13 protein-coding genes, 1 tRNA gene, 1 other RNA gene and 3 pseudogenes are annotated in these 15,203 nt (G+C 70.1%); 8 read left to right on the top strand and 10 right to left on the bottom strand.

The window, feature by feature from the left end; genetic code table 11:
* Positions 1 to 218: 218 nt before the first annotated feature.
* The 10 genes and pseudogenes from ACFQQJ_RS13070 to ACFQQJ_RS13025 all read right to left on the bottom strand — a co-directional run.
* Positions 219 to 968 (bottom strand): annotated as a pseudogene (locus tag ACFQQJ_RS13070) (IS256 family transposase); the annotation flags it as partial.
* Between the two features lie 93 nt (positions 969 to 1,061).
* Positions 1,062 to 2,000: pseudogene (locus ACFQQJ_RS13065) on the bottom strand (IS30 family transposase); the annotation flags it as partial.
* 196 nt (positions 2,001 to 2,196) lie between these two features.
* Positions 2,197 to 2,704, bottom strand: a pseudogene (locus ACFQQJ_RS13060) (transposase); the annotation flags it as partial.
* Between the two features lie 168 nt (positions 2,705 to 2,872).
* On the bottom strand, positions 2,873 to 3,730 hold the full coding sequence (locus ACFQQJ_RS13055; RefSeq protein ID WP_377107047.1) for a hypothetical protein: 858 nt from the start codon (positions 3,728 to 3,730) through the stop codon (positions 2,873 to 2,875).
* Between the two features lie 1,055 nt (positions 3,731 to 4,785).
* Positions 4,786 to 5,415 (bottom strand): RES family NAD+ phosphorylase, encoded by a 630-nt coding sequence (locus ACFQQJ_RS13050; protein WP_377107064.1) that lies wholly within the window; start codon positions 5,413 to 5,415, stop codon positions 4,786 to 4,788.
* Positions 5,412 to 5,987 (bottom strand): hypothetical protein, encoded by a 576-nt coding sequence (locus tag ACFQQJ_RS13045; RefSeq protein ID WP_377107046.1) that lies wholly within the window; start codon positions 5,985 to 5,987, stop codon positions 5,412 to 5,414. The genes ACFQQJ_RS13050 and ACFQQJ_RS13045 overlap by 4 nt, the downstream gene beginning before the upstream one ends.
* Positions 5,988 to 6,095: 108 nt before the next feature.
* Entirely contained in the window at positions 6,096 to 7,202 is a 1,107-nt protein-coding gene (locus ACFQQJ_RS13040) for an ArdC-like ssDNA-binding domain-containing protein (RefSeq protein WP_377107044.1), read from the bottom strand.
* Complete coding sequence (locus tag ACFQQJ_RS13035; protein ID WP_377107043.1) at positions 7,202 to 7,351, bottom strand: hypothetical protein; 150 nt, start codon at positions 7,349 to 7,351, stop codon at positions 7,202 to 7,204. Before ACFQQJ_RS13035 ends, ACFQQJ_RS13040 begins: the two co-directional genes overlap by 1 nt.
* Positions 7,352 to 7,359: 8 nt before the next feature.
* Complete coding sequence (locus ACFQQJ_RS13030) at positions 7,360 to 7,584, bottom strand: helix-turn-helix domain-containing protein (protein WP_020487611.1); 225 nt, start codon at positions 7,582 to 7,584, stop codon at positions 7,360 to 7,362.
* Positions 7,585 to 7,871: 287 nt separating this feature from the next.
* Positions 7,872 to 7,956 (bottom strand) — tRNA-Ser (locus ACFQQJ_RS13025).
* A gap of 173 nt (positions 7,957 to 8,129) precedes the next feature.
* Between ACFQQJ_RS13025 and ACFQQJ_RS13020 the strand changes: the two genes are divergently transcribed.
* The 8 genes from ACFQQJ_RS13020 (at position 8,130) to ACFQQJ_RS12985 (ending at position 14,883) form a co-directional block, all read left to right on the top strand.
* On the top strand, positions 8,130 to 8,924 hold the full coding sequence (locus tag ACFQQJ_RS13020) for a carbon-nitrogen hydrolase family protein (protein ID WP_377107040.1): 795 nt from the start codon (positions 8,130 to 8,132) through the stop codon (positions 8,922 to 8,924).
* Between the two features lie 551 nt (positions 8,925 to 9,475).
* Positions 9,476 to 9,571: signal recognition particle sRNA small type (gene ffs / locus ACFQQJ_RS13015), an RNA gene on the top strand.
* A gap of 19 nt (positions 9,572 to 9,590) precedes the next feature.
* Positions 9,591 to 11,954, top strand: a complete 2,364-nt coding sequence (locus tag ACFQQJ_RS13010; protein WP_377107038.1) for a DNA polymerase III subunit gamma and tau — start codon at positions 9,591 to 9,593, stop codon at positions 11,952 to 11,954.
* Positions 11,955 to 12,010: 56 nt separating this feature from the next.
* Positions 12,011 to 12,322 carry a YbaB/EbfC family nucleoid-associated protein gene (locus ACFQQJ_RS13005; RefSeq protein ID WP_377107036.1) on the top strand — a complete coding sequence of 104 codons (312 nt, stop codon included), beginning with the start codon at positions 12,011 to 12,013 and terminating at the stop codon, positions 12,320 to 12,322.
* A gap of 117 nt (positions 12,323 to 12,439) precedes the next feature.
* On the top strand, positions 12,440 to 13,039 hold the full coding sequence (gene recR, locus ACFQQJ_RS13000) for a recombination mediator RecR (RefSeq protein WP_377107034.1): 600 nt from the start codon (positions 12,440 to 12,442) through the stop codon (positions 13,037 to 13,039).
* A complete protein-coding gene (locus tag ACFQQJ_RS12995; protein ID WP_377107032.1) occupies positions 13,039 to 13,926 on the top strand; it encodes a Cof-type HAD-IIB family hydrolase in 888 nt (295 codons plus the stop codon). The genes recR and ACFQQJ_RS12995 overlap by 1 nt, the downstream gene beginning before the upstream one ends.
* Complete coding sequence (locus ACFQQJ_RS12990) at positions 13,923 to 14,405, top strand: putative immunity protein (RefSeq protein WP_377107031.1); 483 nt, start codon at positions 13,923 to 13,925, stop codon at positions 14,403 to 14,405. Before ACFQQJ_RS12995 ends, ACFQQJ_RS12990 begins: the two co-directional genes overlap by 4 nt.
* Before the next feature lie 133 nt (positions 14,406 to 14,538).
* The gene (locus tag ACFQQJ_RS12985; RefSeq protein WP_377107029.1) at positions 14,539 to 14,883 is read left to right on the top strand and encodes an SHOCT domain-containing protein; all 345 of its coding nucleotides are present in this window, start codon (positions 14,539 to 14,541) and stop codon (positions 14,881 to 14,883) included.
* The last annotated feature ends 320 nt before the right edge of the window (positions 14,884 to 15,203 follow it).

Here is a 15,203-nt window from a genome sequence, read left to right as displayed (position 1 = left end):
CCCCGACGCGGTCGGCGATCCGCTCGTTGGCCTCCCCGTCCGCCGCGGCCAGCACGATCCGCGCCCGTTGCGCCAAACCCGCACGCACACTCGACGATCGCGTGATCCGCGCCAGTTCCTCCCGATCACCCTCACGCAAGACCAGCGCCGGAGCAGGACGATTCGCCATGCCCCATCATCCCAACACCCAACCGTTCAAGAACTAACGACACGCTCCACTAGTTGTTCGAGGGGCTGATGCGCCCTTCGAAGGTGATGGCGAACGCGTTGAGCGCTACCTTCCATCGGATGACCCATCGTGCCTTGCCGCGGCCGGTGGGGTCCAGTGATCTGGTGACCAGGTACAGGCATTTGAGGGCGGCCTGGTCGGTGGGGAAGTGGCCCCGGGCACGGACCGCCCGGCGGTAACGGGCGTTGAGCGATTCGATGCTGTTGGTGGTGGCGATGATCTTGCGGATCTCCACGTCGTAGTCCAGGCACGGCACGAACTCGCTCCAGGCGCGTTCCCACAACGCGACCGCGGCCGGATACTTCGACCGCCAGGTGGCAGCGAACTCGCCGAATCGTTCCCGCGCCATCGACTCGTTGACCGCGGTATAGATCGGTCGGAGGTCCTTGGCGATCCGGTCCCAGTCCTGCCGGGCGGCGTAGCGGAACGTGTTGCGCAGCAGGTGGATCACGCACGTTTGAACAACCGTGTTCTCCCACACCGTGTTGACCGCATCCGGCAGGCCTTTCAGCCCGTCACACACGAGCATCAGCACGTCCGCGACGCCCCGGTTCTTGATCTCGGTGAGCACGTTCAGCCAGAACTTCGCTCCTTCTCCGCCGTCGCCGGCCCAGATCCCGAGGATGTCGCGTTCACCGTGCACGGTGACCCCGATCGCCACGTAGAACGGCTTGTTCGTGACCTGCCCGTCGCGGACCTTCACCACGATCGCATCGATGAACACCACCGGATACACCTGGCGGTTTCTATCGGTCGTCGCGAATCGGTGGCTGGAGCCATCGTCGCATGAGTTGGGCTGGGTGCGGTCGCCGAGGACGAGTCGGGGCCGGTGGTTGAGTTCGTCGGCGACCTCGGCCAGGCGTTCGTCGGTGACCTGGTTCAGGTCGGTGCCTTTGGGGAAGTACTGGCGGAGTAGTCCGTTGGTGTTCTCGTTGGTGCCGCGCTGCCAGGGGCTGTGCGGGTCGGCGAAGTAGATGGCCAGCCCGGTCGCTTGCTCGATGCGGGCGTGGTGAAACATCTCGTTGCCCTGGTCCCAGGTCAGGGTGCGCCGCAGCCCGGCCGGCAGCTGGGCGAACGCTGCGATGAGGGCGTCACCGACGACCTGGGCGCTGTGGCCGCCACGGACCGGGACCAGCAGGGTGAGCCGGGCCTTGCGTTCGACGAGGGTCGCGATCGCGGACCGTTGCCCGCCGCCGATGATCAGGTCGCCTTCCCAGTGCCCGACCTGGCTGCGGGTCTCGACCACCGTGGGTCGGTCGTGGATCGACTTCATCGCGGTCGACTGCTTCAGCGCGCCGTCGCGGGTGCGGCCCCGGCCACGAGCGTGGCGGTAGGTCCGCCCGGTACGCAGCATGTCGTCGCTGATGGGGCTGATCAGGCCGCGGTAAGCCGCTTCATAGATCGTCTCGGTGCACAGCTGCCAGCTTGGCCGGTTCGGCCAGCGGCGCCGCAGCCAGCGGCTGACCTGGGCTGGTGACCAGTGCTCGGCGAGCTTGCCGGCGACCACCGCGCGCAGCGCCGGGTCGGCGACAACCCGCGGGGTCTTCGGCCGCTGGCGACGAACGTGCGCCTGCCCGTGGGCATACCAAGGCTGGTATCGGCCGTTCGGCTTCCTATTCCGGCCGATCTCCCGGTACACGGTCTGGTAGCTCTTGCCGATCCGGGCAGCGATCACCTTGACCGACTCACCCGCAGCCAGCCCGTCCGCGATCTCGATCCTGTCATCCTGCGACAGGTAGCGGCTGCTGATCGGGGAGTCGATGAACGTCACCGAGCCAGCGTCGATGAACCACAACGAACCACAGCTCAACGACACCCCCACCTGGGTCGACGCCTCCGAACCGCGGGCCCCTGACGGATCAGCTCGAAGTAGCGACGCTTGGTCGCAGCTGGTGCTCTGTTGTGTCCTCCACGTGGCATTGCGATCCCTCCAGTTCAGGATTCGCAACGATCACTGGAAACCGCCCCTCGTCCAGCGGCCGGTGCAGCCACTCGGTCATCTCCTCCAGCACCCGGTCGCTGATCCGACTGATGGTGTCTTTCGACACGCTGGCGCCGTACACCTCGGCGAAGTGCGCACCGACCTCCCTGGTGGTCAAACCCCGCGCCGTCAGCGACAGCACGATCCGGTCCACCCCTTCCAGGCGGCGTTTCCCCTTCGGCACGATCACCGGCTCGAACGTGCCAGGCCCGGCCCCTCGGCACCTCGACGCTGACGGGCCCGACCTCGGTCAGGACCGTCTTGGCACGGGTCCCGTTGCGGGAGTTCCCCGAGTGGTGGCCGGCCGGGTCGTGCGGCTCGTACCCGATGTGGTCGGTCAGCTCCTCCTCCAGCGCGGTCTCCAGCACCCGCTTCGTCAGCCCGGACAACAATCCATCCGGCCCGACCAGCTCGGCACCTTCGCTGCGTGCCCGGGCCACCAGGCCACGAGCGATCTCATCCTCTTGTACTTGGGTCAGCCTCACGGCCGACACACTGTCCTGCGTCACTGACAGTCCTTCCCGCCACCCCTATCGGAGCGGCAGATCAGGCCAGATCAGTTACACCAGATTTCGGTCGCCCTTCTCGATTGGCTGGTGCGGTGTCGAATAGGGTTGTGCCGTCGGCGCTTGGCGGGTTCCTCGAGGGAGCTACTTCGCCAGCTAGTGCCGGCGCGACCTCAGGCTCCGGAGCTGCTCCAACTGAGTCTCGATTGCAGCAATCGCAGCATCCAGGTCGTCACGGAACGCCGCAGCCTCGGCGGCTCTTGCTTTCGCGGCGGCGTCGGGGACTCCTTCAAGGAGGAGGTCGTCCGCGAGTTGCACTGCGGTTCGAGTATCGCCGTTGTTGACGGGCCGAAGCATGACGCTGAGTAGGCAGTAGGCGAGGATCCCGTAAAGATCCCAACCCTCCGCCTCGACCTCTTTGGGCAGTGATGCCACCTCGGGGTCGACCGCGCGGCGTAAAGCCAAACCTTCGGCAAGCGCCGTCATCATCGTCGCGAGCGTTCCCATGTTGAACGGCTCTCGCAGCTCCAAACCGTAGACCTCGAGCGCACGGCCGTACATCGGGAGATAGAGTTTTTCGGCGAAGCGGTTGTACTGGTTCCTGAGTGCCTCGAGCACTCCTGGGTGTTGTTTGTGCTCCCCCCACAGCGAGACTTGGGCGATGAACGAGGGATCGTGGTCGATCCCTTCTGCGTCCTGCTTGCACTGAGTCATTACGAGATCGCGGAGCGCGATCTCGCCCGGATCTGCCACAATCACCGACTCCTCGATGAACTTCAGGTACTCGACCTGGGCCAGGTCCACCGCGTGTATGGCAAGGTCGCGCTGGTAAGCACCCAACCCCTCCGGCCACGCGTGGTAGAAGGAGCCGTTCGAAACGGCGGCCGCCTTCGTCAGGTCAAGCAACTTGATCGAGCTAAGCGCTGTACCGCTGCTGAGCATGTCGAAGCCTGCCCTCAACAGCTGGTCTCTCGTTCCCTCGTCGCCATCTCGCTTGTTCTTTCGTTTCGCCATGGAGGCATCTTACGTCCACCAGGGGAGAAGTCGGTCTCTTCTAGATCTTGACACGGTTCTCCAACAGGTCCAGTATCAGAACTAGAGAACATCTCCCGAGTTTCCTATAGACGTGCTTCTCTGCACGTCGCTCTACCAAAGGAGGGGTCATGAATACTGCGGTCACCCAAGCCACCCCCGAAACCGTCGCTGGTATCGGAAGAGTCAAGAAGAACCTCCTGCGCATCGCCGCAGCGGTGGTCCTTGCCTCAGGCTCCGCCCTGGTCGCTGTACCACAGGCGGACGCTGCAACCACCTGCCGCTACACGAACTACTGGCTCGTTGGCGGCGCGAGCGGAGGGTGCAGCAACTCGGCTCCCTTCCGTGCGGGCCACGATCGCATGGTGATTCAGTGCTCCGGCCTCCGAGGGTCGGTGCTGTACATCACTGGACCTTGGCGGGCCCGCTACTACGACTGGGCCTACAGCCTCTGGTGCCCGGGAGGCTACGGGTACCGAACCTCCGCAGTCTGGTTCGATCACACCTCGTCGTAACCAAGAAGATTGGCCCCACTATCGGGGGTGTCGGCAGGACTGCCGACACCCCCGTTCCTGTTCGCGGATGGGACTCGTTGGTACGTGCGGATGTGGGCAGCGAGGCTGCCCTGAGAAAGCTCGGCAGCGGAAGAGCGGCGGCTCCAGACCAGCTCGACCACTGCCCCGACACAGAGACGCTTGCGATGGCGTAACAGGCAGTCGACCATTACTTGGTCGACGGAAGATCGGCCGTCCACCGGGTGGTGGTTAACATCGCCGACGCAGCTCATCTCTCGAGCTGGCTGGTGGCGAACGGAACGCCAACATGAGCGGCTGACGTGCAGCCCATCAGGCTGGAGAGCGTCCGAGTCGGTCTCTTGACCGCACGGCTGGCGGCCGGCAGAAGCGTGGCGTCCACGACTACGCTGATGGTCAATACCCGACACTGCCATGTATCCGCCCTGACGGCGCCCGTAGTCGTGGCCTCGAGCACGTCGCCGGCGCGCCCGGCAGAGAGCAATGCCCGAGGTCGCCGGCCTCTCAGATGATCCGGTAGCCGAGTTCCTGTCCCGCGATCCGGCTGGCGGTCGCGTGCACGGTGGGTTCGGCGAGCGGTCTGGAGAAGTCGGGCGCGGCCGGGAGGCTGGTCCGAGCAGGGTTCCACAGCACGACGCTCGTGCCCCCGGTCATCGTGGACGGCGTCCGCAGCCCGTCGAGGTCGGGCCAGGTGGCCCGGATCTGTCGTGCCCAGGCCCGGCAGGTGCTCTTCGGCGCGGTCGCGAGGGCGAACGCGGCGCCGTTGCGCAGCGCCCAACCGCCGGTCAGGTCGAGCAGGCACAGAGCGCGGGTGGGTGTCCAGGCGGTCACCCGGGGTCCGAAGCTGCGGGAGTCGACAACCCGGGTGGCTTGGAAGGTCTCGGCGAGTGCCGTGGCCAGGCTGGTCGCGGTGTACAGCACCCCTTCGGCCGATGACCCGGCAGGTTCGGGTTGCGGGTCGTAACGCATGGTCGGGATGGGACCGAACGTGCGCAGTTGATTCCACGCGAGGACGTGTGAGCCCTGGGTGCGGTTGATCCGCCACAACAGCGGCCGGATAGTGAGGATGTCGCCTGGCTCATGGACGAGGTCCGTGGGCGGGGTTCGCGGAACCTTCGGCCGGGGTGGGTTCACCACAGGCCGAGGCCGGCGACCAGTTCAGCGACCGGTGTCGGATCGCCGCCACCGGTCAGGTGAGCGGTCGGGGTGCGGCCCTCCAACTCCGGCTGCGCAGTGTTCATGAACCCGGCCACCGACTCCGGCGACAGCTCGGGCGGGATCGCCGCCACGACCACGTCCAGGCCTGGCAGGCTGCGGCCGTCCCCGGTGAACTGCCAGCGCGGCAACCGCCGCCCCCGGCCAAGCCGGTAGCTCCACAGGCTGCCGGCGGACAGTCGTTGGGAGACGCGGCTGCGGTCCACCCCCAGTACGAGCGCCGCCTCAGCGATCCCCACGCTGCCGGCCACCAGGCCAGTCATCCGGGACACCTCGGCCCGGCGGGCGTACTGAACGAGAGCAGCAGGATCGGCATCGAGGACTTCGCCGGCATCCGGGCCGGCATGCTCGCGAAGGAACGCGGTCTCGGCGGCGCTCAAGGGGGCGGCGGCCGGGTCGGTGACGCGGGACAGGTCCGCGTCGAGTTCGGCCAGGAACTCGACGCTGGTGATCCCGACGTTGTGCCGGGCCAGCACCTCATCCAAGCTCACCTCAATACTCATCACATGTAGTCACTTTCGTTAGGATACGTGAGTCGTTGCTCTTGGGGTCCACGACCGGTGGAGTCCGATCTTCTCCTCGATGTGGAACCGATCGGCTCAGATCCCCAAACCCAGTGCATTGGTGCCCCGCTCCAACGGGATAGGTCGACGCGCCTCCTCCTGAGCGCCGGGACTCGGCGTCGGCGTGAAGGTTTCCCACACCTCAGGCTCGGCCGTCGGCGCCGCTATCCTGGGCGCCACACCGGCCGTGACACCCCGGTCTGCGGCGACGGCGTCGACCAGCCTGGTCTCGAGGTCAGCGGGCTTGGTGTGGGCCAGGATCGTGTCGGCGGTCGCGATCACCCGGGCTCCGGTTTCGGCGACGACAGCCTCGATGCCGTTCTCTGGGGTGGCAGCCTTGGTGGCCCAGCCGGCGACGTAGTTGAACGTGTACTGGCTGGTGTCCAGGTTGTGCGCAGCCGCTACCACGTAGGCGACCGACTCTGCCTCCACCTCGCGACGGCCACGGCACGCGCCTGCGTACGGCTCACCCGGATCGGGCCGGATCAGCACATGCGCCAACTCATGAGCGAGCGTCTTCACCGCCTGCGCGTCGTCGACGTCGGCCCGGACCCGAACCTCCCGGCCTAGATAGTCGGTGAGCCCGTTGGCGCCGCCGCAGTCGCCCCGGGCCAGCCGGAAGCCTTCCGCCTCCACCAACTCGGCCAGCGAATCCCACAACCCCGGAGGAGCCTGACCGCGCAACAGCGTCGGCTTGGGCGGGGACTCGACGGGTGGATCGACCTGGCTCGCGTCGAAGACGCTCACCGGGCGTACTCCGACCAACTGCCAGACGTACTGCTGACGCCCCTCGGCGTCCCGGATCGGTTCACCCGTGAGTCGGTCGACCAGTTCGACCTTGCGGGTGACCGGGCCGAGGATCTTGATCGCCCTCTCGCCGCGGCGCACCTGGTGGCCCATCGCCTGCCAGGCCCGATAGCCGGCGATCATCGTCGCGTCCGGCTTCTGCATCATCGTCAGCACCACGTTGTTGAAGCTGTACCGATGCAGCTTCGACGCCATACCCAACCACCGCTGCCAGGCGTCCTTGTCGTCCAGGTTCGCGATGCCCTCAGCCAACTGCTCATGCAACTGCTCGACCGTCTCACGCCGGGCCTGGTCGGCGGCCTCCCGTTGCTCATCTGTGAGGTTCCGGCTGGCCATCACAGTCCCGCCCGCAGCCGCCGATACTCCTCCGCCAGCCGCTCGATCTCAGCCGGGTCGGCGCCGTGAAGCTGGGCCCAGGCGATCTGCTCAAGCAGGTCGTACACCACCAACGGCCGATCGCGGGTCGGCGTCTCGATCGTCGCCACATGACCGGTCATGAGGCGCGTCGCCGCGACCGCGTGTACACCGAGGGGACGGGTCGGAACACCCGCTTCAGGTCGTCGAGCCGGACCCGGATCAGGCGCCGTCCGGCGTGCACGGCCGGCAACTCACCGGCGGCGATCCGCTGACGCAGCAGGTCGACACTCACGCTGTACAACACCGCCGCCTCCTGCAGGGAGACGAACTCAGGCTTCACACCCGCGGCGCTCATGGTCATGGCTGGCTCCTCGATCGGCATCGCCAGCGACTCGACTGGCTACCCCCTTAAGCCCACGAAAGGGACCGATCCGGACAGACGATCTTGCCGGCTGGTGGTGGCAGGTGTGCGAGGGTGGGGGTCGTGGGCTCACCGCAGACGCTCAGCGAGGCCGCCCGCAGGACGGTTGCCCTGTAGGTCGCAGACTGCGCCGAACGCCCGTTAGCTAAGGGAACGCTAAGGGAACGACTTGAAACAGAAACGGCCCTGACAGGCTATCAAGCCTAGTCAGAGCCGTTTTCCAAACGCGGAGGATACGAGATTCGAACTCGTGAGGGCGTGAACCCAACCCGCTTTCCAAGCGAGCGCCATAGGCCTCTAGGCGAATCCTCCGCGGAGAAGGATACCGGGATCCGACGGGATAACTCCAACTCGGCGTCGGTGCTTGTCACGGGCACAATCCACGCGTCCGGCCGGTCGGGGTCGCCCCTGCCGGACGCGGTCCGCGCGGCGAATCCGTCCCCGTGGCCGGGCCAAACCGCGCGCTGCCGTGCGAGGCTGGCGCCATGCGCGTCGCCCTCGCCCAGTTCGCAGCGTCGACGGATCCGGCCGGGAACCTGGCCCGCGTCCGCGAGTTCGCCACCGAGGCCGCGGCACGCTCCGCGGAGCTGGTCGTGTTCCCTGAGGCGGCGATGTCCTCGTTCGCGCGTCCGCGCGCGGAGGCGGCCGAGCCCTTCGACGGCCCGTGGGCGGGCGGCGTCCGCACCATCGCGGCCGACCTCGGAGTGACGATCGTCGCGGGGATGTTCACCACCACGGACACGCCCCGCGTCCGGAACACCCTGCTCGTGACCGGTGGCGCCGAGGCGCGCTACGACAAGCTGCACCTGTTCGACGCCCTCGGCTACGCCGAGTCCCGCCAGATCGAGCCGGGGTCGCGGCCGGTCACCTTCGACCTGGCCGGGCACCGGGTCGGGCTCGCGACGTGCTACGACGTCCGCTTCCCCGGGCTGTTCACCCACCTCGCCGCGCTGGGGGCGGAACTGGTCGTGCTGCCCGCGTCGTGGGCTCCGGGCGAGGCCAAGCTGCACCAGTGGCGGACGCTGGTGACCGCCCGCGCGATGGACTCCACCAGCTTCGTCGTCGCGGTCGACCAGTCCGTGCCACCGGCCGTGGCGACAGGACCGGCACCGACGGGCATCGGCCACTCCCTGGTGATCGACCCGTCCGGCACGGTGCTGCTCGAACTCGGCGAGGACGACGAACTCGCCGTCGTCGACCTCGACCTGTCGGCCGTGGCCGCCGTCCGTGAGCGCCTGCCCGTGCTGCGGCACGCCGTCCCCCTGCCGCCACTCGACTGACCGGTCCGCGTCCCTCTGCGCACGCCGCCGCTCCGCCACTCTGCGCGCTCCGCACTCTCGCCGCTCCGCCACTCTGCGCGCTCCGCACTCTCGCCGCTCCGCCACTCTCCGCCTCACCGCCACTCTCCGCCTCCGTCGAGGGCCAGCCTTGGCGTCGGGGGCTCGTACACCGGTGCTGGCCCTTGGCAACAATGCTGGCTCTCGACGCTGAGGGCTGGCCCTCGACACAGCAGCACCCCGGCCCGCCGGGCCGAAGGCCGTCCGTCGACACGCGGCCTACCCCAGGGCGTCGGGACGCCGGGCTACCCACGCGCCACCACCGAGGGCCAGCCCTAATGCCGAGGGCTCGCGCACCGGTGCTGGCCCTCGGCAACAACGCTGGCCCTCGACGCGGAAGGGTGGCCCTCGACGCCGGAGGCTGGCCCTCGACACCGAGGGCTGGCCCTCGACGCGGGCGGGCGGCACCGTCGCGGGCGCCAACGTACGGACGAGCGCCCGCCGCCCCCGGGAGGCGCGACTCGCTCCGTTCGTCGCGGGCCGGTAGGCTAGGAAGCGGTTCCCCGCGCGGCGGTACCTCGCCCAACTCCCCCAGGGTCGGAAGACAGCAAGGGTAAGTGAGCTCTTCCGGGTGCGCGGGGGCCGCTGCATTTCCGGCCGGCATCGGAAATGTCACCGGCTACCCGTAAGGTTCAACCCGTGGACGAGCGCGACGACGACCTGTTCGAGGAGGAGCCGGAAGAGCTCTTCGGACAGGACGGCCCGGACCTGTTCGGCCAGGAGGGTCCCGACCTCTTCGGCGAGCCCGAGGACGCCCCGTCCGTGGAGGACCTGCCCGCCGACGTCGACGAGCCGTCCCTCGCCGGGCCGCACCGCCGCTCGGAGGAAGAGGTCACCGCGTCCCTGATGGAGGTGGTGGACGCGCTGCGCCAGCCGCACGAGCAGGTCACGCGTCCGGACACCCCGCTCGCGCTCTACCGGCGCTACCGGCCCGACACCTTCGCCGAGGTGATCGGCCAGGAGCACGTGACCGAGCCCCTCCAGCGGGCGCTCACCAACAACCGGGTCAACCACGCCTACCTGTTCTCCGGCCCGCGCGGGTGCGGCAAGACCACCTCCGCACGCATCCTCGCCCGCTGCCTGAACTGCGCGGAGGGCCCGACGCCCACCCCGTGCGGCACCTGCCAGTCGTGTCGCGACCTCGCCCGCGGCGGCTCGGGCAGCATCGACGTGATCGAGATCGACGCGGCGTCACACGGCGGCGTGGACGACGCCCGCGACCTGCGCGAGCGGGCGTTCTTCGCTCCGGTGCACAGCCGCTACAAGATCTACATCATCGACGAGGCGCACATGGTGACGCCGCAGGGCTTCAACGCCCTGCTCAAGGTGGTGGAGGAGCCGCCGCCCCACGTCCGCTTCGTGTTCGCCACGACCGAGCCCGACAAGGTGCTCGGCACGATCCGCTCGCGCACGCACCACTACCCCTTCCGGCTGGTGCCGCCGAAGACGCTCCAGGGCTACCTGGCCACCCTCTGCGAGGCCGAGGGCATCCCCGTCGAGCCCGCCGTGCTGCCGCTGGTGGTGCGGGCCGGCGCCGGCTCGGTGCGCGACTCCCTGTCGGTTCTCGACCAGCTCCTGGGCGGCGCCGGGGAGCACGGGGTCGGCTACGCCCAGGCCGCGGCGCTGCTCGGCTACACCCCCGACGCCCTGCTCGACGAGATCGTGGATGCCTTCGCGGCCGGCGACTCCCGCGGCGTCTTCGCCGCGGTCGACAAGGTGATCGAGGTCGGCCAGGACCCCCGCCGGTTCGCCGAGGACCTGCTGCGACGCCTCCGCGACCTGATCATCGTCGCCGCCGTGCCCGAGGCACTCGCCAGCGGCCTGGTGGACGTCTCCGGCGACCAGGGCGACCGCCTCGCCGCGCAGGCCAACGCCCTCGGTGCCGGCGAGCTGACCCGCGCCGCGGAGGTCATCGCGGTCGGGCTCACCGAGATGCGCGGCACCACCGCTCCCCGGCTGCACCTCGAACTGATGTGCGCGCGGGTCCTCCTGCCTGGCGCCGACGTGGACGGACGGGGCGTGCACGCCCGGCTCGACCGCCTCGAGCGGCGGCTCGGCATGGGGGACGGCCCGGCACCGGAAGCCCGGCCCGCTGCGGCCACCGCTCCCGCCGCTGCGCCGCCCACCCCCGCGCGGGAGACGGAGCCCGCCCGGACGCGCCCCGAGCCCGCCGGGCGACCCCGCCCCGCGCCCGAGACAGCCGAACCCCGGCCCCGCTCCCGGGCCGCCGCGCCGGCGCAGCCGGAACAGCCAGCCTCGACCCCGCCGTGGTCGACCCCGCCATCGCCGGTCCCGTCATCGCCGACCACGCCACCATCGACCCGCACACCGTCGGAGCCGGCCCCCGTGTCGGGACGGTCCGCCGAGGCCCCACCCCCGAGCGCGCCACCCGCGGACGCCCGAGCGGTGGACGTCCCGGCCGCGGACGCCCCCGAGGCCGCCCCGGACGCTCCGGCCACCGGTGGCCTGGGTACGACCGACCTGCGCCGCTTCTGGCCGCAGATCCTCGAGAACGTGAAGAACCGGCGACGCTTCACCTGGATCCTGCTCAGCCAGAACGCCCAGGTGGTCGAGGTGCGCGAGGGAGTGCTCACGCTCGGCCTGTCGAACGCGGGCGCCAGGGAGAGCTTCGGCCGCGGCGGCAGCCCGGACGTGCTCCGCGAGGCGATCCTGGAGGTCCTCGGCGTCGCCCTCCACATCGAGCCGATCGTGGACGCGTCGGCCACGCCGGCAGCGGCGACCCCCGTCCCCTCGCCGGCAGCCCCGCCTGCGCCGGCCGTCCCGGCGCGGTCGGCCGCTGCGCAGGAGGCACGCGCGAACCTGCGCGCCACCCGCTCGCAGGCGACCCCGCCCGACCCGGAGCCGGAGGAGGAGCCGAGCCGCGAGGACGACGTGGTCGAGGACTCCGCCTCCACCGACGAGCTGATGATCCGGCACCTGGGTGCGGAGCTCATCGCCGAGGACGACAACTGAGCCGGTCCACCCCCGGCACTACCATGGCGTGAGCCACCGACACGGAGGAGCAACGAATGTTCGATCCCGGGAGCGTCGATCTCCAGGGCCTGCTGCAGCAGGCGCAGGCGATGCAGGACCAGCTGGAGCAGGCGCAGGCCGCGCTGGCGGCACGCACGGTGAAGGGGACGGCCGGAGGCGACCTCGTCGAGGCGACGCTGACCGGCACCGGCGAGCTCGTCGGCCTGGTGATCAAGCCCGAGGCGTGCGACCCGACCGACACCGAGTCGCTGGCCGACCTCATCGTCGCCGCCGTCCGCGACGCCAACCACCAGGCCATGGCGCTCGCGCAGGCCACCATGCCGCAGCTGCCCGAGCTCGACCTCTAGCCCGTCCGGCGCCCCGCGCCGGCACACTGTCCCGGGTCTCCGCGAGCCTCGAAGGGCCCGTGCGTGCCCCCGTCCACCACCCGCCGCCGTCCCGGCGGACCGTTCGTGAGGAGAACCGTGTACGAGGGGCCCATCCAGGACCTGATCGACGAGTTGGGCCGCCTGCCCGGCATCGGCCCGAAGGGTGCCCAGCGGATCGCGTTCCACATCCTCGCCACCGACAAGGCCGACGTGGAGCGGCTGGCCGCCACGCTGCGCGAGGTGACCGAGAAGGTGCGCTTCTGCGAGGTCTGCTTCAACATCTCCGAGGACGACACCTGCCGGGTCTGTCGCGACCCGCGCCGCGACCGCACCGCGATCTGCGTCGTCGAGGAGTCCAAGGACGTGATGGCGATCGAGCGCACCCACGAGTTCCGCGGCCTCTACCACGTGCTCGGCGGCGCGATCAGCCCGATCGACAACGTGGGTCCCGCCGACCTCCGCATCAGCGAGCTGTGCAAGCGCCTGGCCGACGGCACGGTCACCGAGGTGATCCTGGCCACGGACCCCAACCTCGAGGGTGAGGCGACGGCCACCTTCATCTCCCGCCTGCTCATCCCGATGGGCGTCACCGTGTCCCGGCTGGCCAGTGGGCTGCCGGTGGGCGGCGACCTCGAGTACGCCGACGAGGTGACCCTCGGCCGGGCGTTCCAGGGACGGCGCCAGGTGACCGCCTGATGACCGCCCTGGCCTCTGCCGCCGTCACGCCCGCCGGCCCTTTCCCGTCCGACCCACCGGCCCTCGACCGCGACATCCGGCTCGTCGCCAGTGACCTGGACGGCACCCTGCTCACGCGGCAGGAGCAGCTCAGCCCACGCACCATCGGAGCCATCGAGGCGGCGGTGGCCGCCGGCCTGCGCGTGGTCGCCGCCACCGGGCGCCAGCGGACCCAACTGCCCGCCGGGCTCGCGACGAGCGGCGTCAGCCATGCCGTCGCCAGCAACGGCGCCCTCGCGATCGACCTCGCCACCGGCGACGTGCTGTTCGAGGAGCTGCTCGCGCCGTCGGCCGCCGGCGACATCGTCACGTTCCTCACCGCGGAGCTCGAGGGCGTCCGCTTCAGCGCGGTGCGCGACCAGGGCGGACGTCACGTCGCCGAGCCCGGCTACCTCGAACTGCTCACGCCGCGCGAGCTCACCTTCTGGCGGGTGGACACCGTCGATCTCGCCGAGATCGTCGCCGAGCCCACGCTCAAGCTCACCGCCCGGCACCCCGAACTCGACGCCGACGGGCTGCTCGACGTGCTCACCGGGTCAGGCCTGGGCGGCTTCCACGCCACCACGTCCGGAGCCCCCTTCCTCGAGATCGCGGGGACGGGCGTCACCAAGGCCACCGGCGTCGCCCGGCTGTGCGCGCTGCTCGGGGTCGACGCCGACGGGGTGCTCGCCGCCGGCGACGCGAAGAACGACGTCGAGTTGCTCGCGTGGGCCGGCATCGGGGTCGCCATGGGCAACGCCGTGCCGGAGGCGACGGCCGTCGCCGACTGGACGACCGCCACGAACGACGCCGACGGGGTCGCCCTGGCGATCGAGCACGTCCTCTCCACGAGGATGGAGCGGAGATGACCACCACCGTGCCCGGTAGCGACCAGGCCCGCCGGCTCACCGAATGGGCGGCCGGCTGCGCCGAGCGTGCCCTTGCCACCTTCACCGGGCAGTTCCCGGACGATCTCGGCGGGGAGGCCGTCGCCGCGGCGCGCGCCTGGGCCGGCGGCACGGGGACGGCGGACGCGTGCCGCGAGGCTGCCTTCGACGTCCAGGCGACCGCCCGCGACGCACACGACGCCGGCTACCGGGCGCTGGCCGTCGCCTTGCGCGCGGCGGCGAACGCGGCCGCCAGCGTCGACGACCCGGTTCTCGCCACCGACGCGGCAGCGCTGGCGATCGAGTCGATCACGGTGAACAGCGCCCCCTGCGAGCAGGAATCGCACGCCGCGGGCGAGCTGCGTCAGCAGTGGGACGAGCTCCCGGGCGACCTGCGCCCGTCCGTCTTCCCCGCGGAGCCGCCCCTGCCACCCGCGGCCGCCTGCGCGATCGAGCCCTGACCGGCACGCGCCGGTCCCGGCCGGGTGGTTTCCGAGGCGTTCCACAGCGTCCGCACAGCATGGCGGAGCAGACTGGATGCCTGAACACCCGTAGGAGGTTGGAATGCGTCACTTCCCCGGTCCGGGAGGCGGAATGGGCAGCAGCAGCATGCTGTGGGGCTTCTTCGGCTTCATCGGCACCCTCGTGGTGCTGGGCCTGATCGCCCTGTTCGTCGTCTACCTGGTCAAGAAGTCCAAGGGCAAGCAGTTCGGGCCCGGGCCGATGGGCCACCACCCGCACCACCGTCCGCCGATGCCGCCCGCCCTGCAGATCCTCGACGAGCGCCTCGCCCGGGGCGAGATCGAGGTCGAGGACTACATGACCCGCAGGGCAGCCCTGCTCGGTGGCGGCGGTCCCACCAACGAGTGGACGCCGCAGGCGCCCACCCCGCCCCGTCCCGAGGCCCCCGCCGCGGACGGCGGCGAACCGGCGGCCTGACCGCCGAGCAACCCCGTGGCCGGTGACGACGCCACCTCCTTCACGTCACCGCCGCACGTCGACCCGGACGGCACCCGCCGTCCGGGTCTCGCCGTCCCCGGGGCCGCTGGCGCCACGCTCGGCCCGGTCGCATACAATGTGGCGGTCCGCACGGCGACGATGGGGCCATCACCCCGGAGCTGCCGGAAGAACAGAGCGCGTACGGCCGGCGTGGCCTGCGCGATCCCACTAGAACCGGCCGCGGCGAGCAAAGGAGTGGGGCGCCCCCGGGCGTCCAAGAAGGGTGGTACCGCGGGCCCTCGGGCTCGTCCCTTCGTCGA

This window comes from Propionicimonas sp. T2.31MG-18, assembly GCF_964266745.1.
Taxonomy (GTDB): domain Bacteria; phylum Actinomycetota; class Actinomycetes; order Propionibacteriales; family Propionibacteriaceae; genus Propionicimonas.
This window is presented reverse-complemented; position numbering and strand designations above follow the sequence as displayed.